We start from the raw sequence: 21,232 nt of genomic DNA, 5'->3' as shown, positions 1-21,232 counted from the left end.
AAAAATGCATATAGATAATAATGTTGACACTGAATCTTTATTCAAGCTGATTAATCAAGAGAACAAAAAAGAAAAAGAAAAAATTAAAGAATTTATAAAATACTTTTATAGTTTTATTTACAATAGTGATTTAAAGGTTAATGATAGGTTCCTTTTGTACATTGCAAAGGACGCATACAACTTCATCCTCAAAAAGGAAAAAGAAAAAAGCAAATTGAAGATAAATAATATAAATGATATACCAGGAATAAAAGGCAATTTTACTGTAGTTAAAATAACGAGTGACGACATGCCTTTTCTAGTTGATTCTATTGTTGCTACTATTAAATCGCACGATTTAACTATATGTTATTATAGTAATAGTATAATTAATATTAAAAGAAAAAGTGGACTGATTGATGAGATTTACGATTTAGAAGAGAATAATGGTGTAAAGGAGTCAGTAATATACGTAATTATTAAGGGTATAAGTGATAGTTTTGTTAACACTATAAAAGAATCTCTACGAAAAACACTGAAAGCGGTTAATTGTGTTGTAAAAGATTGGCTTCTGATGCTCCAGAAGATAGACGAAGTGAAAAATGAACTTTGTTCTGTCGTTCAGGCAACAGGTATCAAGGTCCATATTCGATCGTCACACACTACTAATCAAGTTGTAGATTTTCTAAATTGGTTGCAAAATAATAATTTTTTATTTTTAGGTTACCAAGAGCGCATTGCTGATAAAGATGGCAAACTTGTTTCTAGTGATGAGAAAAATCTTGGTTTAATGAGAGCAAGCAAAGAATATCAAAGTTCTTCTGTTTCTTCTGAGAATTTGAATTTGTACATAGTAAGGTCAGATCTGATCTCAATAGTTCATCGACGTACATACATGAATTGTATAGGAATGAAAGAATTAGATGATCATGGTAACGCGGTAAAAGAGCGATATTTTTTTGGGTTATTTACTTCAGTAGCAGAGGTTCAAGACATTCGCATTATTCCGATAGTAAAAAGTAAAGTCAAAGCAATAGAGAAAAAAACAGGATTTGTGCCTGGTGGGCACAATAATAAGGCTTTAGTTTCTATTTTACAAGCATTCTCTTGTGATGAATTATTCCAGTTAAATGAAGACGAGTTATTTAAGATTTGTACTTCAATTATGTCCCTTGCAATTAGGCCAAGAGTTAAACTCTTTTTAAGAAAAGTAGGAAATTTTATTAGTTGTATAATACTAATACCAATGCGATATGCTAGTGCCAGGTTAATGTTCAAAATACGTGATATATTGAAAAATGAGACAAGTGCGGAAAGTTCAGATATTTACAACAACCACATTATCAATGAATATGATTTAATGAAATTACATGTAGTCCTAAAGACTAAAAATGTTAGTGTCCTTGACGATAAAATTTTGCACATCGAAAACAAATTAAGAAACATCACAGAAAAGTGGGAAGATCGTTTTATAGATAATCTATATAGCACTTTCAATACTGTCGAAGATATATTCATCCGTTACTGCAAAGCATTTCCAATAAGCTATCAGGAGAGTTTTGAACCTCACAGTGCATATTATGATATGAAGAAATTGGAAACAGTAAGAAGGAAAGGAATAAGTGAGGTTGATCTAAGGCTTACTCATGATAATCTTAATTATCAATTAAAGGTTTACACTCCAAGCAACGGGGGACTTGAATTATCGAAAATATTAAAAATTACTAAGAATTTGGGAACAAAGATCCTATCTCATAATAGTTATTACATAGAAATTAATGATGGAATGTGGATACACCATTTTGTGCTATCAAGAGTCGATGAATTAATAAATAATATCACTCTAAAAGAGCAGTTCGAGGTGACGCTTACAAAAGTATTCAGTAGAGAAATCAAAAATGACTATTTTAATAGCTTAATTATTATTGCTGGGCTGAAGTGGAAAGAAGTGCTTCTAATTAGAGCGTTAAGCGCTTACCTAAAGCAAATATCATTTAACTATAACCCTGGATATATTCAAAAAGTGGTCTCAGAGCATCCAAAAATAGTAAAGTATTTGATACAACTGTTTCATGTAAGATTTGACCCTAACATAGATATCGATAGAGTAGAAACTACTAATATCTTCAAAGAAAAAATTGAAGAACTTCTAAAGAAAGTCAGCAATGTTTCACATGATTATGTTTTACGTTCCATATTTAACTTGATAATGTCTATTTTGAGAACCAGTTATTATCAGAACGATAAACCTTACTTATCTACAAAGTTTGATTCAAATAAAATAAACGGTTTACCTAATCCGCGCCCATACCGTGAATTATATGTTTACTCAAACCTCTTTGAGGGAATCCATTTAAGAGGAGGAAAATTAGCACGTGGTGGTCTAAGATGGTCAGATAGAACAGAAGATTTTCGCACTGAAGTTTTAGGGCTTATGAAAGCTCAAATGACAAAAAATGCAGTTATTGTTCCTGTTGGTGCAAAAGGTGGGTTTATAATAAAGAAAGTCTATAAAGACAGAAATTCTTTAAGAAAAAAAGGTATTGAGTGTTATAAGGATTTTATCAGAGGAATGCTTGATATTACTGATAATATAGTTGATGATAAAATAATTCCACCAAAAAATGTGATTAGGTATGATGAAGATGATCCATACTTAGTAGTTGCGGCAGATAAAGGTACTGCTTCATTTTCTGATTATGCTAACCAAATAGCCTCTGAATATCATTTTTGGCTTGGTGATGCATTTGCATCCGGTGGATCAGCTGGTTATGATCATAAAAAGATGGGTATCACGGCCAGAGGTGCGTGGATTGCAGCACAAAGGCATTTTTGGAAGATGAACAAAAATATTTATCAAGATGTCTCTGTTATTGGGATTGGAGATATGGCTGGCGATCTATTTGGAAATGGCATGCTGCTTTCAAGAAATGTGCGTTTGATTGGCGCATTCAACCATATGCACATTTTCATCGATCCAAACCCTGATGTAAAAAATAGTTTCACAGAGCGTAAGCGTCTTTTTAAGTTACCATTTTCAACTTGGATGGATTATAACAAAGGTTTGATCTCTCAAGGTGGAGGAGTGTTTGAGCGTAGCAGTAAACAGATAAACGTTTCTCAAGAAATGAAAAAATGCTTTGGTATAACAGAAAATGTATTATCCCCAAACAGCTTAATCCGATATTTGTTAAAGGCAGAGGTAGATTTGATATGGAATGGAGGAATTGGTACATTTGTTAAAGCAAAAAGTGAAAGCCATAACGTAGTTGGTGATAAAACAAACGATGAATTAAGAGTAAATGGCAGAGATATTAGAGCTTCTATGTTCATAGAAGGTGGTAATCTTGGTTGTACACAGCTTGGAAGAATAGAATATGCTAAAAGCGGTGGGTACATCAATGCAGATTTTATTGATAATTCAGCAGGAGTAATATGTTCCGACCTTGAAGTTAACATCAAAATTGCATTTGTTTCAATTATGAAAGAAGGTGGTATTTCTTTGAAAAAAAGAAATGAAATACTGGCTAGCATGGTAGATGAAGTTGCATCTAAGGTGCTTGAAGACCACAATAGAATTGAAACAAAAGCATTACTCCTTGAATGCTTGCAAGCTAAGGAAAGGTTGGAACAGCACCATAGGTTATTGCTCAATTTGGAAAAATCTGGATTGTTAGAAAGAAGTATAGAATTCCTTCCAGCTGATGAGGAAATAGCAAAAATGTTGACTGAAGCAGAGGGCTTTAGCTCTCCTCAACTTGCTATTCTCATGTCTTATACTAGAACAGCAATAAAAAGTGAAATTATACACTCTGACCTACCTGAAAAGGATTCCTTTTGTCATGATTACTTACTAAGTTATTTTCCACAAAAAATAGTAACAGAGTTCAGGAATTTCATATTGAAACACCAATTACGCAGAGAAATTGTTTCTACTTGCATTGCAAATGATGTAGTGAATAGGATGGGGTGTATATTTATTAATAATCTAGTTGAGAAAACTGGAATTAAGGTGTACGAAGCAGTTAATTTATATATTATTGTTAATCACCTATATGGTTTAAGTAGCTTATGGCGAAAAATTGATGAATTAGATGAAAAAATTGATGTTAACTCATACTTGCAAGTGGTAAGAAGTGTGCAAAAGTTCATTGGCAGGGTATCATTTTGGTTAGTAAAAAATCTAGATAAACTTAGCTTTATAAATTTGGATGATGTTACAAAGTTTAAGAATGCAATTGAAACTTTAAGCCAAAACTTAACTCATGTTTTAGATGAACATCTGTTGGAAAACTATCGTTATGGATCCGTTTCTTTAATAGAACTTAATATAGATAAAGATCTAGCTAAGAAAGTTGCTGACTTATGCATTTTAGCCTATGCATTGGACATTATACTCATTTCTGAACAAACATCTTTATCTATTCTTGATGTTGGTAAAATATACTTTGAGCTAAAATCGCTACTAAGATTCGATCTGATTAGAACAATTGCCATTAAGATGAAAAATCGTTCTTCTTATTGGGATCGTAGCTTAATCAATGACTTATTGGATGATTTAAGCAATTATCACTATAAGTTAGCTATTAAAGTTATAAAATTTACTAATGACTGTGAAAATAAGGTTCAAACTTGGGCCCGTGATGATATAGGTTACATAGAACGTTACAATAGCTTCCTAGACGAAATGGTTGCTTCTAAACTTGATTTAAGCAGATTAATATTTATAATTAAAAGAATCAAAGTACTTGCCTCATAGGAAAAATGTTTAGCATAGGTCTTCCAGAAATTTTAGTTGTAGCTTTAGTGGGTATAATTGTTCTTGATAAAAGTAAAGTACCTGTATTTATTAGTTTTATTAGAAGTATATATAGATATTTTATAATTATAAAGTCAAGAACTAGAAATTTGTTAAAAAATACTGGAATCGAAGACTTATATTATAAAAAGCATGATATTGAAAAAGTGAATTACATAGTTGGTAAAAATGGCAAGTTTTATCCTAGTTACAATATAGATAATATATCTAAAGATAATGACAGCGAAGATACTGGTAGTAGATGATATACTATCCAATGTTCAGCTTTTAGAAGCTCGACTAAAAGCTGAGTACTATGCAGTTATTGTAGCTCATGATGGTAAAGAAGCTATAGACTTAGTAGCAAAGCAACAACCAGATATTATATTGCTTAATACCATGATGCCAAAAATAAATGGCTTTGAAGTTTGTAAGAACCTAAAGAGTAATCTCTTAATAACTCATATTCCAATAATTACGGTAACTGCACTGCATAATACTCACGATAGAGTGAAAGGTACTAACACTGGTGCAAATAACTTTCTGACTAAACCAATAGATGAAATTGCTCTGTCTGCACGAATTAAGTCTCTTACACACCTAAAGATAATAATAGATGAATTGCGTTTAAGAGAGAGAAACTAATGCTAAGATTAATCTGGCAGAAGGAAATAGTATCATGAGTTATTCCAACCTAATTTTTGATGCTAACATACTTGTTATAGATGAGGATATCTTTCAGACAGAGCAGATATATAATGTACTGAAACAACGCTTTAGGTTGATTAAAATACTAAATGATCCAACTGAAGCATTAAAGGTTAGTATTAAAGATAATTATGATCTAATCATTTCGGACATGCAATTTTCGAGAACCAATGGCCTACGTTTATGTTCCGAGTTTCGCAGTAAAGTAGAAACACGTTATACACCTATTCTGATTCTTTCTGAAGATCACGATAAAAGTAACTTAGTAAAAGCGCTGGACGTTGGTGCTAATGATTACTTAACAGTGCCTTTAGATGAAAGTGAATTGATAGCAAGAATTAATTTACAAGTGAAACACAAGAGGTATCAAGACGCTTTAAGAATGAACTTATTCAATAACGTGGAAATGTCCATAAAGGACCCATTAACTAACTGTTATAACAGGAGATATTTCGATACACACTTAAGAAACCTTGTTAAGAACTCTATAGAAAAGAATAAAAGGCTATCCCTTATGATACTTGATATAGACTATTTCAAGGTAGTAAATGACAATTTCGGGCATAGTGCTGGCGATGAACTTTTAAAGCAAATACAAAAAAGAATTTCTGAAAACATAAGAGTAACAGATTTGCTAGTTAGGTTTGGTGGCGAGGAATTTGTTGTTGTAATGCCAGATGCTAGCATATCAGATACGTATGTTGTTGCTGAGAGGATACGTAAAATCATTGCTATGGAACCTTTTACGTTTTCAGACAAAAATAAAATTCATAATGTAACTGTAAGCATTGGAATTACAGAAATGCAAAAATCTGACCTTGATAATATCAAAAAATTTATAGTACGTGCTGACAGGTATTTATATAAGGCAAAAAATAATGGCAGAAATAAAGTAGTTACTGACTAATTCCTAAATGAGACATATGATTAAGGTAATGTAATGTACATTCACAGGTAGTGCTAATATTGTGATTTTAGTTTGTCAGGAAGAATGTCATCCAGGTGACTTCTTTCATCCCAGCGTTAAGCACTAAGATTTAATTCTACTTAATGTTTTTTTATATAAATTAGCTTAATATAGTTTTCCTTTCACAATTAAATCAATTTTTAATTCTCTTCTCCAGCTTTTTAGTAGTTTTCTCTATTAAAAGCTGAGTTCACGTTTTGAAATTCCTTAAAGGAAACTAATTTCCACACATCATACTTTAATGTAAAGCTGAAAATAACCTTGCTCTTATGTTCCCAAACTCCGTTGTGTAGAACTTTTTATTATATTCATTTATAAATTATATAAATATAATAACTTTTCATACTAGACATCATCATCAGCTACTTAGATGATTCCATAAGAACAACTGAGATGACGTAATAGAAGTGCTAAAATGACTTCTCATTAGTAGGAATTGATTTTATGATTGCAACATTTATACAATTTTCAACTCTAAATATTAAGAAATTTACTAAATAGAGAAAAAAGACAAAAGAAATCCCGTAATAGCTAGTTATTTCTTCTTACCCTATAAGGTGATGTTCTATACTGTCTTGAATACTTTATAGGCGTGCTTTAACTTATATAGTAATAAAATCATGAAACTTAATGAAGACATAAAGTATACATAGCACACAAAATTAAATGTAAGATACCAGCTATATAATACTTTCGTTGCTCAACTTATATAGATTGAAGATAATTAAATACTCTTATTCTCATAATAAAGAGAATGGCAGAGTTTGTTGAGCAGTTTTTAATCCTGCTCTTTATAACTGAAGCCCAACGAACGGTTACTTAAATGATACAACCTATAACTCTTCACTCGCACCTAAAAAGGTGCGAAGTAGGAAGCTATTACACCTAGTAGGTACATATTATTTGGCTAACAAAAGATTTGCAAATGTTTTTTAATTAACTAAGGAAAAATTTATTCGCATAAGAATTTTTCATAATATTCAATGTATCGTAATCTGTAAAATCTAGTTTTATTGGCGTAATAGTAATAAATCCTTCTTTGATTTTACCTACACTACCACTACCTGAATACTCTCGAGACCAATCTAAACTTAAAGAACCATCTGAATTTTCAGTAAAAGTCAAATCTCCATCAATATTATATTCGCCTTGTTCGGCAAATTCTACTCCTTTCACTTTTTCTGTAGCAGGAAAATTTACACTCATTGCTATATTTTTAGGCCAGCCAATTTCGACTAATCTAGCAGTAACTTTTGGTGCAAAAACCTTTGTATTATACCAATCTATCCCATTATGATAATATACTTGACTTAATGCAATAGAAGGTATAGATCTTGCAGCGCTTTCCATTACAGCACCAATTGTTCCTGAATAACAGACATCATCTCCAACGTTTGATCCAATATTTACTCCAGACAGTACTAAATCTGGTTTTTTATCCATAATCTTATTCAGTGCAATGATAACACAATCCGCAGGGGTACCAGATATACTGAACTCCTTTTCGCCATGTCGATTTACTCTAATAGACTGCCTTATTGGATAATCAAGAGACCTTGCTGCTCCACTCCTGTTAGTATCTGGTGCCACTACCCATATTTCTGAAGCAAGATCTCGTGCAACCTCTTTGAGTAATTTTATTCCTTCACTTTCAAAACCATCATCATTCGTTATTAATATAATCATACAAAATTTTATATAGCTCTAAAGTTATAATAAGTAATTCTGATCATTAGTTACAAATAAATCTATTTTTCTTATCTACTTTTAGTATTTGCGGTTTTTCTTGATTCTCTAGCATTTTATTTTTACCATATATTAAACACGTGAAAATTTACAGCTGACAAAAACCTAATATAACACATTTTTGTGCACTAGTTTTAATATTTAAAGAGTAGTTTGGATATGATTAATTTAAAAAATTTAAGACGAGAGCTTGCTGAATTGCAAATTCAAGTAAATTATCATGATGTTTTATACCATCAAAAAAATAAGCCAGAAATCACTGATGCTGAATACGACGAGCTAAAGCGAAAAGTAACTAAAATAGAAGTACAACTTCCAGAAATTTATACAATACGAGAGAGTGTTGGTGCCGCACCTGATGAAAGATTTTCCAAGATAAAACATCAAGAACCTATGCTTTCTCTAGAAAATGCCTATGGCGAGCAAGGTGTAGAGAGATTTTTATCTAAGGTAAAGAGGTTTTTAATCGAGAATGAAATAAAAATATTATGTGAGCCAAAAATTGACGGATTATCGTTTTCTGTAGTTTATGAGGATGGGAAATTTGTTAAGGCTGCAACTCGAGGTAACGGCTTCGTAGGAGAAGATGTCACTCACAACGTTGCAACAATAAAAAGCTTCCCTAAACTTTTGCAAGGTGTACAAGGCAGGTTAGAAGTGAGAGGTGAAATATACATTAGTAACAGTGACTTTTTAAGGCTAAATAAAAATAATGAATTCGCCAACCCTCGAAATGCAGCTGCTGGTTCTCTAAAGCAGTTAGATGCAAACGTTACAGCAAGTAGACCACTTAAATATTTTGCTTATTCTTTAATCGGTGGAGCAGAAAAAAGCCAAAGTGAAGTACTAGAAAGGCTTGAAGCACTTGGTTTTTGTGTAAATGAACATCGATCTTTAACAAGTAGTTTGGATGGAATGTTAAAGTTTTATAACGAGATCTACGATTGTCGCTATAACTTGGATTATGATATTGATGGAATAGTTTATAAAGTTAATGATTTGGTACTGCAAAATCGTCTAGGAAGAACTAATAAAGCACCGCGTTCAGCACTTGCATATAAATTTTCTGCAGTTTATGCAAAGACAAAATTGAAAAAAATATTTATACAGGTAGGTAGAACAGGAGTTTTAACTCCAGTTGCAAGTTTAGTACCAGTTAATATCGGTGGAGTGCTAGTTAGTAGGGCAAGCCTGCATAACCAAGATGAGATAAAACGCAAAGATATAAGAGAAGGAGATGTCGTAACAATCAAAAGAGCAGGAGACGTGATCCCTCAAATTGCTAGAGTAGATAGAAGTTCTCGTCATGTAGATACGCCTGAATTTGTGTTTCCTAAAGAATGCCCTGAATGTGGTAGTAAGGTACAGATTGAGAGAGTAGCAGTAAGATGTCCTGAAGAGTTTACCTGTAGAGCTCAAGTAATAGAAAAACTGAAGCATTTTGTATCAAAAGATGCGTTTGATATTGTTGGCTTTGGTGAAAAGCAGATAAAGTTTTTTTATAACCTTGGCCTAGTAAAGCAAATTCCAGATATTTTTGCCCTAGAAGAAAAATTAAATAAATTTAATCTGAAAGGTCAGTCTGGCTGGGGTAAGAAATCACTAACTAATTTATTAAATTCTATACGAAGCAGAAAGGTAGTCACTCTAGATAGATTTATATTTTCTTTGGGTATTAGATTTATTGGACAAGTTGCAGCAAGATTGCTTGCAAATTATTATATCTCTTATGAGACCTGGTACAACTCAATGATCAAACTGTCATCAAGTAGCGCTGAAATAGGTATAGGTGCTACAGAGAAGAAAACAGACAAGCCTTCTAGTGATGAGCTGATAGGTATAGATGGAATAGGAAAAAAAGCATTAGAGTCTTTGAAATCGTTTTTTTCCAAGAAATATAATATCAAAATGGTAAATGATCTGATCTCCTGTTTCCAAATCCTTCCTGTTACTTCTAATTCTAGCAATTCTATTTTGAACAATAAAATTATAGTATTTACTGGTAAGCTACTCACCATGAGTAGAGAAGAGGCAAAAGCAAGAGCCAAAGCTCTAGGAGCGAAAATCAGCTCAAGTCTCTCTACTAAAACTGACTACCTAATTATAGGAGAAAATCCAAGATCTAAATACAAAAAAGCAGTAGAGTTAGGCATAGAAATTTTAGATGAAGGTCAGTGGCATAGAATGATAAATTTGGAAGTGTCTAAGTAACAACTATCTATATCTTTTAGGTAGTTTATAGGTGCTTATATCTCTTGACATTAATAAGCTTATGAATAAACTAGAATAGCTTTGTTTAATTCAAAGAGTTATGGTAACGTTTATTCAATTACTTGATAGAGAGTTAAAAATAGTTTGTATTTACTGAAGGACCAGTTTTACCAATCATGAAAGGAAAGGGAAATTGAGTTGTGAATCCTACAAGTTTACATTATATTATGTTACTGCATTTCTTTGTTACATCAGCAATGTACATTCCTTGTGTCAGAATCTAAAAATGCAACAGATTTTGTTTAACAGTTTAATAGAAGAAAAGCAAGATGATGAAAATCATCTAGAGTTACGTCAATGTTTTGCTGAAAGGTTTGGTGTTACATGGCCTGATCTTTATGGAAGTCGACAGATTTTCACTATTCATACAGCCACTGATGAATGGCATACTGATAAATATGCAAACTTTATCGTAGATTTAAACAAAGAAAAACAAGAAAAAGTTGTACAAGGCACTAAAAAGGGAATAAAACTTCTATATTATTTTTGGTGGTCTTTAAGAGAATGTAGGAGAGAATAGCAAAATATAAAGATGGAGATAAAGTATGAAACAACCTTTATGTAACCTTTTTGTCCAGGATCTACGCCTTTGGATTCATTTAGGACATAGTATGGAAGAAAAGTTTAATCTCCAACTAGTAAGCATTAGTGTTGATTTTATCTTTAAATCTCCTCCTTTAGGACTTATCACTGACCGACTTGAAGATACTATCTGCTATTTAGAAGTAGTACAGAACATTAAATCTCTTGCTCAAAGCAAGCAATTCAATTTAATCGAGCATTTTACCCATGATGTATACATAACTATTAGTAACCTCGTAATGCAGAAAAAGCATATTATTTCTTCTATAAAAGTAATTGCTCACAAAGTTGTACCACCTATTCCCGATGTACACGGAGGTGTTGTCTTCACTTATTGCAATGCATTACAAAAACAGGAGAACAACTGATGATTTATATATCTATTGGCTCAAATTTAAGGAATCGCCTCTCTAATTTACAAAAGGCTACTCAGCTACTAAAAAAGCGCTATTTAAAAGATTTAAAATCTTCAATTATTTTAGAAACCAAGGCCATTTTACCAAATGGTGCTCCAGATGAGTGGAACAAGCCATTTCTCAATATGGTTGTATATGGAAGTTGTCTTGTTTCTCCTGAAGAGCTACTAAAAGGACTCAAGCAAATCGAATATGACATTGGTCATACACAGGTCCACGAAAAATGGGCACCTCGCGTTATTGATTTAGATATTTTGTTATGGGATAACCTAATACTCAATACACCGTATCTTACAATTCCTCATCCAGAATTGATGAATAGGCCATTTTTGCTTCACTTAATGGCAATGCTGAGTCCTATGGATAATATTCCAGTAGTTAGCAAAACGTTTGATACTGTTGCTTACAACAACCTTAATACCAAGGATTGCTTTTTAAAAAGCTTTACGCTTTCACCAAAATTTGTAGGAATTGTTAACATTACTCCCGATTCATTTTCAGATGGTGGCCTTTATTATGATTCTGATCAAGCAACTAAACAGGCACTAAAATTGATATCAGATGGTGCAAGCATAGTTGATCTTGGTGCTCAATCAACAAGGCCTGGATCTTCTATACAGCCTTCGAAAGTAGAATATGCACGCTTAAAGCCGGTACTTGATAATCTCAGTCACTATATGAAAGCTAATGATATTAAAGTTAGCATTGATAGTTTCTGGCCGGATGTTATTTTAAATGTTTTAGAACACTATAGCGTTACTTGGATAAATGATGTGAAAGGAAATCTAGATGATAATACCTTAAAAACAATTGCAAGTAGCGGATGTAGTATAGTTATCATGCATTCACTCTCTATACCATCACACAAGGATAATATTATTCCAAGTGATACTGACCCCATCAACACCATAAATCGTTGGGCAGAAAAGAACATTAACAAGTTACTTACCTTTGGTTTTAATGAAAATTCGATAATCATTGATCCTGGTATTGGCTTTGGAAAATCTCTATATCAAAATATCTGGCTGTTACAGAATATAGAAACATTGCAAAGTTTTGGCTGCAAAGTCCTAGTAGGTCATTCCAGAAAATCATTCATTTCTTCTTTTTCCACAGAGCCTGTCTTTAATCGAGATTTAGAAACAATTTCTATATCATCTGCATTATACAACAAAGTTGATTTCCTTCGCGTACATAATGTACGCGATCACATGCAGTTCTTTGTAGCTCAAGCTGCCTTACAAAAATGATGATTATCGGAATTATGGCTGTTGATCCAAATGGAGTGATCGGGGTAAATAACAAGTTGCCTTGGTATTATCCAAGTGAGTTAAAGCATTTCCATCAGGTAACCAACAAACAAGTCATTGTTATGGGAAGAAAAACATTTGAAACAATACCTAAAAGCATATTACAAGGTCGCACTCCCATTATTTTTTCTCGTAATAAGTTAAATTCGTGTTTTAATAGAGATATAAAATGTACAGTTGTCTCTTCTATGCAAGAATTTCTATCAACTCAGAACAATTCTAAAATCTACATGATCGGTGGAGCACAGATAGCACATCTTTTCTTAAAACATAATCTAATCTCAGAGTTTATCATAACAGAAATTCATGGGTCTTATAAAGGTGATGTATATTTCAACTTAATACTCCTTGATAGATGGAATAAAACTATCCTCACAAAAACGCAAGATTATTCTATATATAGAATAACAAATTAGATATGCATGTTGAAGCAATTTACACCCACCGTATTCAATGCGGTGAGGCATTAGAAAAAATCCTTGATTACTATATTCCAAAATTGTTAAGAGAAAAGGTTGTGCTTGCTATTACATCAAAAATCATTTCCGTTTGCCAAAAACGAGTAATTCGCAAAAACGCTTATTCTAAAGAAGAGCTAATTAGAAAGGAAGCTAGTGCGATTGCTGATACACGTTACAATCCTTGTGGAATTCACTTAACAATTAAAGATGATATCTTAATTCCATCTGCCGGTATCGATGAATCAAATGGTGATAGAATGTATACTTTATATCCAAAAGATGTTCAGAAAACAGCTGCATCAGTATGGAGCTACCTTAGAAGAAAACACTGCATAGAACATCTTGGTATTTTAATTACAGATAGTAATATAACACCTATGCGCCTTGGGGTTACAGGGATTGCTCTTGGTTGGTGCGGGTTTGAACCACATTATTCTTATATAGGCAAACCAGACCTTTATAATAATCCACTCCAGGTAACACAAGTCAATCTTCTTGACGCGTTGGCAACATCTGCTGTTTTAGTTATGGGAGAAGGTGCAGAACAAACACCACTAGCAATAATTAGAAATGCACCAAAAATTCGCTTTCTTACCCGTCTACCAACTATAGAAGAGGAAAAAAGCGTTAAGATATCAATGCAAGAGGACCTTTACTCTCCTCTCTTCATGGGAATTAGGTGGTTAAAGAACGGAGAATAAATTTAAAAAACTTACAAAACTAAGTACATATAACCTAGCTTTTCCTTTTATATCATAAATTATTTATTATTAAACCTTTTGATAATATTTCTTATTTTTGCTGCCTCTTCAAACTCTAGATTCTCAGCATGCTTTAACATCTGCTTCTTTAAGTTTTTTAGATCAACGTTATTAATATTATTAATACCTTCCTCAGCTACTACTTTATTTTGTAGGGTATTAGATATATTCTTTATTATAGTTTTTGGTGTAATATTATGCAACGCATTATATTCTTGTTGTTTCTTTCTTCTTCTTTCAGTTTCCTTCAACGCACGGTCCAAAGAACCAGTTATTTTATCTGCGTACAAAATTGCCTTACCTTCAGCATTACGTGCAGCACGCCCTATCGTTTGAATAAAAGAAGTTTCCGATCGCAAAAATCCTTCTTTATCAGCATCCAAAATTGCAACTAAGCCACACTCCGGAATATCAAGACCTTCACGCAGTAAGTTAACACCAACTAACACATCGATTTCTTTTGATCTTAATTTACATATAATGTCAACTCTCTCTAACGCACCAATATCTGAGTGTAAATAACTCACCTTTATATTCATCTCACTCATATGATCAGCTAGCTTTTCAGCCATTTTTTTTGTTAATGTGGTAATTAGAACACAAAATCCATTATTTATTGTCAGTTGTGCTTCATGGATTACATCATCAACTTGATTTTCTGTCGATTTTATAATACAGACTGGGTCTGTAAGCCCTGTTGGACGAATAACTTGCTCTATAAATACATTATTGGTCTTTCCTAACTCATATTTTCCAGGGGTAGCTGAAATGTAAATAGTCTGCGGTCGTACCGCTTCCCACTCTTCAAACGTCAACGGACGGTTATCAAAAGCGGAAGGAAGTCTAAAGCCGTAATCAACCAATTTTTTTTTACGTGCCTCATTACCACTATACATCGCACCAATCTGAGGAATGGTAACATGACTTTCATCAACAAATAAAATTACACCTTCAGGCAAATACTCAAATAAAGTAGGTGGCGGGTATCCAGCTTCCATCTCATAGAGATAACGTGAATAGTTTTCAATACCTTTACAAGTTCCAGTTGTAACCATCATTTCGATATCAAAATTAGTACGCTGCTCAAGACGTTTTGCTTCAACAAACTTATTTTGTGAGTAGTAATAATCCAAGCGTTCATGCAGTTCTTTTTTAATCAGCTGAATTGACTGTAATAGAGTCTTACGTGATGTAATGTGATAGCTATTTGGAAAAACAGTGATTTTATTTATATGTTCAATAACATTGCCAGTCATAGCGTCAATTTGAGAGATTTTTTCTATTTTATTGCCAAACAACGATAAACGCCAAGCTTTATCTTTATGACAAGCAGGGAAAATATCAATAATATCTCCACGTACTCTGAAATATCCTCGTTCAAACCTAATATCGGAACGCTTATATTGAAGATCAGCTAAATTACTCAGAAAATCATCAACACAAATTTTATCTCCAACACTTAATGATATAGTCATATTAATATAGCTTTTAGGCGAACCAAGACCATATATACAGGAAACACTGGCAACTGTAATCGTGTCCTTGCGCTCTAAAAGAGAGCAAATAGCAGAATAACGTAGCATATCAATTTTTTCGTTGATTGTGGAGTCCTTTTCAATATAAGTGTCAGTCTGAGGCGAATAAGCTTCAGGCTGATAATAATCATAGTAAGAAATAAAATATCCAACAGAATTATAAGGGAAAAATCCTCTCATTTCCTCATAGAGCTGCGCCGCTAAAGTTTTGTTATGTGCCATAATTAATGCAGGCCTGTTTGTTCTTGCAATAACATTTGCCATAGTGAAAGTTTTTCCGGAGCCAGTAACTCCAAGCAAAATCTGATCCTTTTTATTATTGTTTAGCCCTGTAACTAAACTATCAATTGCTTGCGGCTGATCTCCAGCTGGTTTAAAGTGTGTAACAATTTGAAACTCCATAACTCCTATGCTCTTATAACACTTTATTATTAATATATCCGCTATGGTAAAAAAGATATAAAAATAAATGCCCAAAAAGCCTATTTTTTATTTTTGTAAAGTTCACTCCAAACCTTATTGTTAGTTAATACAAAAAATACCGTCAAAATTATGAAATACGCTACTACTTTAAATCCAAGCTTGTGCCTACGCTCTAATTCTGGCTCTGCTGTCCATTGCAAAAAATTTACTACATCATACGCCATATTTTCAACTGTTGCGTGTCTTGCATCATCATATTCCACCATCCCTTCAGAGAGAGGTGGTGTCATAGCTAACTTACCTGTTGGAAAGTACGGATTAAAATATAAATCATTCCCATCGTGTTCACCATTTTGATAGCCGGTCAAAAGTGAATAAACATAATTCGCACCGTCGTGCCTTGCTTTAACAATTAACGATAAGTCTGGCGGAACTGCACCATTGTTGCTTACTGCAGCTGCTTCCTTTGTACTAAAAGGTGCAATAAAATAATCTGAAGATATCCCAGGTCTATAGAACATTTCGCCTAGATCATTTGGACCATCTTTAACTTGATAAGAGGCTGCAATCTGTTTCACATCTTCTTCAGAAAAACCAACATCTTGTAAATTACGGAACGCCACCCTATTCATTGAATGACAAGCAGCACAAACTTCCTTATATACTTTATAGCCACGTTGAATTGACTTTCTATCAAAAGATCCAGTAATTCCATTGAAACTCCAGTTTATTTTTTTATTGGGTAATGGCTTGAATTCTTCTGCATACACAAAATTAACAAGAAACAATAAACAAAACACAGCAAATATATTTTTTACTAGCACTATTTCATCTCCAGCACAGAATCACTTATGGCTTTTGGCAGCTCTCTTTGCTTCTCGTATTTACTAAGTAGCGGCAAAATTACTACAAAGTATAAAAAATAGTAAAGAGTGGAAAGCCTACTTAAGGTAATGTAAGGTTCTTTTACTTCCTGCCCTCCAAGCCAAGCAAGGAATGCAAAATTTACTGTAAAGACCCAAAAAAAAACTTTAAATAATGGACGATAAGCACCACTTTTAACTTTTGCTTTATCAAGCCAAGGTAATAGGAACCATATTAAAATAGACCCAAGCATGGTAAACACACCAATAAGCTTATTTGGAATTGAGCGTAACATCGCATAAAAAGGTAAAAAATACCATTCCGGTACTATATGTACTGGAGTGACCATAGAATCAGCCTCTATATAATTATCCGGATGTCCAAGATAATTAGGGGCATAGAAAACAAACATAAATAAAACTATAAAAAATATACTAAGAGCTATACAATCTTTAACTATATAATATGGATAGAGTGGAATGGTATCTTTATTTGATTTCACTTCTATTCCACTTGGATTACCAGAGCCAAACCTATGCAAAGCAATAACATGTAGAGTAGCTAAAGCGATAATAACGAAAGGCAGAAAATAATGCAGAGCAAAAAAACGATTAAGCGTTGGATTGTCAACAGAAAAACCACCACATAACCATATGACTATTTTATCACCAATTAAAGGTATAGCTGAAAATAAGTTAGTTATAACTGTTGCACCCCAAAAACTCATTTGTCCCCAGGGAAGAACATATCCCATAAAAGCTGTCATCATCATTGTAAAAAATATGAGTATACCAATAAACCACACCATTTCCCGCGGCTTTTTATAAGATCCGTAATATAATCCACGCATTATGTGAATATAGACCACCATAAAGAAGAGCGAAGCTCCAATAGCGTGAGTATAGCGTACTAGCCATCCATAATTTACATCACGCATTATGCGCTCTATGCTGTTAAACGCATAATCAACATGTGGAGTATAGTGCATAGCGAGAAATATGCCTGTTATTATTTGCAAAATCAGCGCCATACCAGCTAAAGAACCAAAATTCCAAGCATAATTTAAATTTTTTGGCACTTGGTAAGAAGCAGTATGTTTTAAAAAAGAGAATATGGGTAATCTATATTCTATCCAACCTAATATACTTTTTTCTTCCTTCATTGTTGTATCTTTTTTAATATCATCTTGCATAACTCAAAATTTTCTTTACCTCTAACTTATCTAGTATAGCAGCTTACCTCCTGTAAACAATAAAAACTTTAAACTAGGGAATTAGATCTTACTGCATCAAAAATTGTAAGTGAGTGGATATTCTTTGATAGACTATTCCTTATTCTGTATGATTTTCTTTTCTTTTAGCAGGCTTTGCAGCTCACCTTTTTCATACATCTCACGAGTGATGTCACAACCACCAATAAACTCTCCTTTTATATATAATTGTGGAATCATTGGCCAGTCGGAAAACTCTTTTATGGACTGACGTACTTCATTATTTTCTAATACATTAACATATTTAAACTTAACGTTTAATTTTTTAAGAATCGAAACAACGAGCGCAGAAAACCCACATTGAGGAAAATCAGAAGTACCTTTCATATACAATACTACATCATTTTCCGTTATATCTTTTTTTATTTGTTCAAAATCATTCATAAATATCACCCCAAAATTAAGCACTAGTTTCTAGTTGTAACGCATGTATAGACTGGCCTTCTAGAGCCTTATATACCATTTTATGCTGTTCCACTTTTGTCTTCCCGAGAAAATACTTGGAAATTATTTTTAAATGATAATGATCACTATCTCCAACAAGGTCATTAATTTCTATATCAGAATCTGGAAATGACTGTTTGATGATTTTCTCTAATTCATGAACTGTAATAACCATTAATTCACCTTGAATATACAATATTTTTATTATAAATCTAAAACAACTATATGCAATTAGTTACTACGAAGACATTAAATTTAGTGTGTTAAGAGCATTCGCAAGACGAGATTTTAATTGGCTTTCATATCTACTCCAATCTTGTATTGCCTTCCCAGCAACATCTGAGTGTACTGCAGCTTTTGCAACAGCAGGAGAGACTACCGAAATTAACCTTGGGTCGAATGGAGTAGGTATTATATATTCACGCCCATAGTTCATTCTACGATTACCGTAAGCTGCGGATATCTCATCAGGCACTGGCTCATGTGCGAGCTTTGCTATTGCATCTGCAGCTGCAATTTTCATTTCGTTATTTATCACCGTTGCATGTACATCAAGCGCTCCCCTGAATATATAAGGAAATCCCATTACATTATTCACTTGGTTATTGTAATCTGATCTACCAGTTGCGATTATTGCATCTGGCCTTACAGATTTCGCAAACTCAGGCCTTACTTCTGGGTCAGGATTAGCAAGAGCAAAAATAATCGGATCTTTACTCATGCTCTTTAACATCTCTTCATTAAGCACATCTTTTACAGACAATCCGATAAATACGTCAGCATCTTTTATTGCATCGAGTAAAGAACGTTCTCTAGTATCAATCGCATATTTTTCCTTCCATTTGTTCATATACTCTTTTCTATCTTTGTATACTACTCCTTTTTTATCACACAGTACTATATTTTTAGCACCCATGGACCTCAGTATTTCTAAACATGCAATACCAGCCGCACCAGCACCATTCATGATAACCTTAACGTCCTCTAATTTTTTTTTTGCAATATCAAGAGCATTTTCTATACCTGCTGCAACAACCACTGCAGTTCCATGCTGATCATCGTGAAACACTGGAATATCCATCAATTCGTTTAGACGCCTTTCTATTATGAAACAGTCAGGTGATCTTATATCCTCTAAATTTATTCCTCCCCAGCTTGGCCCAAGGTATCTTATTGCATTGATAAAATCTTCTATATCTTCCGTATCAACTTCTATATCGATTGCATCAATATCAGCAAAGCGCTTAAATAAAACAGCCTTACCTTCCATAACAGGTTTCGAGGCAAGAGGACCGATATTACCAAGCCCAAGCACTGCAGTACCATTTGAAATAACAGCAACGCAATTGCTTTTTGTTGTATAATCATAGACAGCTTTAGGATTTTTAGCTATTTCAAGGCATGGAGCTGCAACTCCAGGTGAATAAGCAAGCGACAAGTCATGCTGAGTAAATAAAGGTTTTGTTGGCAAGATAGATATTTTACCAGGATTGTTTTCTCTATTGTGATACTTAAGTGCTTCTTGTTTTGTAGTACTATCTAAATCATCGTTCATCATTACATCCTTATATTTTAAGTTCATAGTTAATAAATTTTTAAGTATATAGAGTTTTTATAAATGTTCAATCGTAAACTATTAGCTTGTGAATTGCACCCCACTTCTGTATAAGTTTACTGTACTGCATTAAAATTACATTGCATGCTTAAGAAAAACCTGCCTAATTTGTTGACAATTTCTCGTGCACTTGCAATACCAGCAATAATATTAAGTTTTTACGTAGAAAACAAATATGCAAACCTGATAACAATATCAATCTTTATATTTGCATGCATTACAGACTTTTTTGATGGTTACCTAGCACGTACATGGAAAGTTCAATCAAAATTCGGCAGGCTATTTGACCCAATTGCTGACAAATTAATAGTAGTTTCAACAATAATTATGCTAATTTATAAGCACAAAATAAATGATTTTACAGTCATACCATCAGTTATAATCGTTTGTAGAGAGATATTAGTCTCTGGTTTACGAGAGTTTTTAATGGCTACAAATGCTAGCTTGCCTGTAAGCAAAGTTGGGAAAATCAAAACATTTTTACAGATGGTTGCTGTTATAGCGCTAATAGTAAACAATTATGAGATAGCCCAACGTATAGGTACAACTTGTCTGTGGATTGCAGCTATCATAACCGTATGGTCAGGCTACAACTATGTTTTAACTGGTATTAAACAGACTAGCTGAATTTTTCAAGAAACAATTAATATATAAATAATTAAGACTTCAATAAACTTAATTAAGTAATCGAAATCCTGTATGGTGTATTATGTAAGCCAATAGGATTTTAGTATGACTAGTAGCTTTAGGGCTAAATTTTCTACTGAAGATTTTTTTTCTGGGCTTTTAGCTAACAGTTGATGAAGAAATTCGAAAAAAAGACTTAAACAAGAAGTTATTAACACTAAAAGAAGAGCTTGAACAAGAACTATTAACGTTGAAAAAAAAGAGAGTTATATAAATAACAATACATATCGTTAGTCATAATGGTTCTATTTGTATTGTTGATGGCTAATATGTAGCAGTCAGGCACTGCTGATGGTATAGATAGTGCACTAAACTACACTATATTAGCCTTTCTCAGGCTTATATCTTATTTATATGCTAAACTTAATTTATAATAATAGAAAGATAGCAAAAAA

The 21,232-nt window shown here is 33.0% G+C and carries 16 protein-coding genes and 1 pseudogene; 10 read left to right on the top strand and 7 right to left on the bottom strand.

Annotation, left to right across the window (positions count from 1 at the left end):
- Positions 1–4: 4 nt before the first annotated feature.
- The 3 genes and pseudogenes from WOVOC_RS01055 (at position 5) to WOVOC_RS04135 (ending at position 6,392) form a co-directional block, all read left to right on the top strand.
- Positions 5–4,738: an NAD-glutamate dehydrogenase gene (locus tag WOVOC_RS01055; protein WP_025264047.1), complete on the top strand. Its 4,734-nt coding sequence runs from the start codon at positions 5–7 to the stop codon at positions 4,736–4,738.
- Between the two features lie 5 nt (positions 4,739–4,743).
- Complete coding sequence (tatB, locus tag WOVOC_RS01050) at positions 4,744–5,043, top strand: Sec-independent protein translocase subunit TatB (protein WP_014869073.1); 300 nt, start codon at positions 4,744–4,746, stop codon at positions 5,041–5,043.
- Positions 5,015–6,392: pseudogene (locus tag WOVOC_RS04135) on the top strand (PleD family two-component system response regulator). The gene tatB and the pseudogene WOVOC_RS04135 overlap by 29 nt, the downstream one beginning before the upstream one ends.
- A 996-nt stretch (positions 6,393–7,388) precedes the next feature.
- Here WOVOC_RS04135 and surE read toward each other — a convergent pair.
- A complete protein-coding gene (surE, locus tag WOVOC_RS01040) occupies positions 7,389–8,138 on the bottom strand; it encodes a 5'/3'-nucleotidase SurE (protein ID WP_014869070.1) in 750 nt (249 codons plus the stop codon).
- Positions 8,139–8,357: 219 nt separating this feature from the next.
- Here surE and ligA point away from each other — a divergent pair, with 219 nt between their 5' ends.
- The 6 genes from ligA to WOVOC_RS01010 all read left to right on the top strand — a co-directional run bounded on the left by ligA (position 8,358) and on the right by WOVOC_RS01010 (position 13,939).
- Complete coding sequence (gene ligA / locus WOVOC_RS01035; protein ID WP_025264046.1) at positions 8,358–10,409, top strand: NAD-dependent DNA ligase LigA; 2,052 nt, start codon at positions 8,358–8,360, stop codon at positions 10,407–10,409.
- Positions 10,410–10,707: 298 nt separating this feature from the next.
- Complete coding sequence (locus WOVOC_RS04740; protein WP_242368918.1) at positions 10,708–10,989, top strand: hypothetical protein; 282 nt, start codon at positions 10,708–10,710, stop codon at positions 10,987–10,989.
- Positions 10,990–11,014: 25 nt separating this feature from the next.
- On the top strand, positions 11,015–11,419 hold the full coding sequence (locus tag WOVOC_RS01025; protein ID WP_025264044.1) for a FolB domain-containing protein: 405 nt from the start codon (positions 11,015–11,017) through the stop codon (positions 11,417–11,419).
- On the top strand, positions 11,419–12,717 hold the full coding sequence (gene folP, locus WOVOC_RS01020) for a dihydropteroate synthase (protein ID WP_025264043.1): 1,299 nt from the start codon (positions 11,419–11,421) through the stop codon (positions 12,715–12,717). Before WOVOC_RS01025 ends, folP begins: the two co-directional genes overlap by 1 nt.
- Entirely contained in the window at positions 12,714–13,193 is a 480-nt protein-coding gene (locus WOVOC_RS01015) for a dihydrofolate reductase (RefSeq protein ID WP_025264042.1), read from the top strand. Before folP ends, WOVOC_RS01015 begins: the two co-directional genes overlap by 4 nt.
- A gap of 2 nt (positions 13,194–13,195) precedes the next feature.
- Positions 13,196–13,939, top strand: a complete 744-nt coding sequence (locus WOVOC_RS01010) for a putative folate metabolism gamma-glutamate ligase (RefSeq protein ID WP_025264041.1) — start codon at positions 13,196–13,198, stop codon at positions 13,937–13,939.
- 59 nt (positions 13,940–13,998) lie between these two features.
- Here WOVOC_RS01010 and uvrB read toward each other — a convergent pair whose 3' ends face one another.
- From uvrB to WOVOC_RS04130, 6 genes are all read right to left on the bottom strand, one after another.
- The gene (gene uvrB / locus WOVOC_RS01005; protein ID WP_025264040.1) at positions 13,999–15,936 is read right to left on the bottom strand and encodes an excinuclease ABC subunit UvrB; all 1,938 of its coding nucleotides are present in this window, start codon (positions 15,934–15,936) and stop codon (positions 13,999–14,001) included.
- An 80-nt stretch (positions 15,937–16,016) separates the two neighbouring features.
- Positions 16,017–16,784, bottom strand: a complete 768-nt coding sequence (locus WOVOC_RS01000) for a cytochrome c1 (RefSeq protein WP_025264039.1) — start codon at positions 16,782–16,784, stop codon at positions 16,017–16,019.
- Entirely contained in the window at positions 16,781–18,013 is a 1,233-nt protein-coding gene (locus tag WOVOC_RS00995) for a cytochrome b (RefSeq protein WP_025264038.1), read from the bottom strand. The genes WOVOC_RS01000 and WOVOC_RS00995 overlap by 4 nt, the downstream gene beginning before the upstream one ends.
- A gap of 132 nt (positions 18,014–18,145) precedes the next feature.
- Positions 18,146–18,475 carry a Grx4 family monothiol glutaredoxin gene (gene grxD, locus WOVOC_RS00990; protein ID WP_014869061.1) on the bottom strand — a complete coding sequence of 110 codons (330 nt, stop codon included), beginning with the start codon at positions 18,473–18,475 and terminating at the stop codon, positions 18,146–18,148.
- A 16-nt stretch (positions 18,476–18,491) separates the two neighbouring features.
- Entirely contained in the window at positions 18,492–18,710 is a 219-nt protein-coding gene (locus tag WOVOC_RS00985) for a BolA/IbaG family iron-sulfur metabolism protein (RefSeq protein WP_014869060.1), read from the bottom strand.
- Positions 18,711–18,773: 63 nt separating this feature from the next.
- Positions 18,774–20,090 (bottom strand): malic enzyme-like NAD(P)-binding protein, encoded by a 1,317-nt coding sequence (locus tag WOVOC_RS04130; RefSeq protein ID WP_025264037.1) that lies wholly within the window; start codon positions 20,088–20,090, stop codon positions 18,774–18,776.
- A gap of 144 nt (positions 20,091–20,234) precedes the next feature.
- On the opposite strand from WOVOC_RS04130, the gene pgsA reads away from it, so the two are divergent.
- Positions 20,235–20,777 carry a CDP-diacylglycerol--glycerol-3-phosphate 3-phosphatidyltransferase gene (gene pgsA / locus WOVOC_RS00975; protein ID WP_014869058.1) on the top strand — a complete coding sequence of 181 codons (543 nt, stop codon included), beginning with the start codon at positions 20,235–20,237 and terminating at the stop codon, positions 20,775–20,777.
- The last annotated feature ends 455 nt before the right edge of the window (positions 20,778–21,232 follow it).

Origin of the sequence: Wolbachia endosymbiont of Onchocerca volvulus str. Cameroon, from assembly GCF_000530755.1 — a bacterium.
Lineage (GTDB): Bacteria > Pseudomonadota > Alphaproteobacteria > Rickettsiales > Anaplasmataceae > Wolbachia.
The sequence above is the reverse complement of the archived record's forward strand: the minus strand, read 5'-3'. Positions and strand labels throughout refer to the sequence as shown.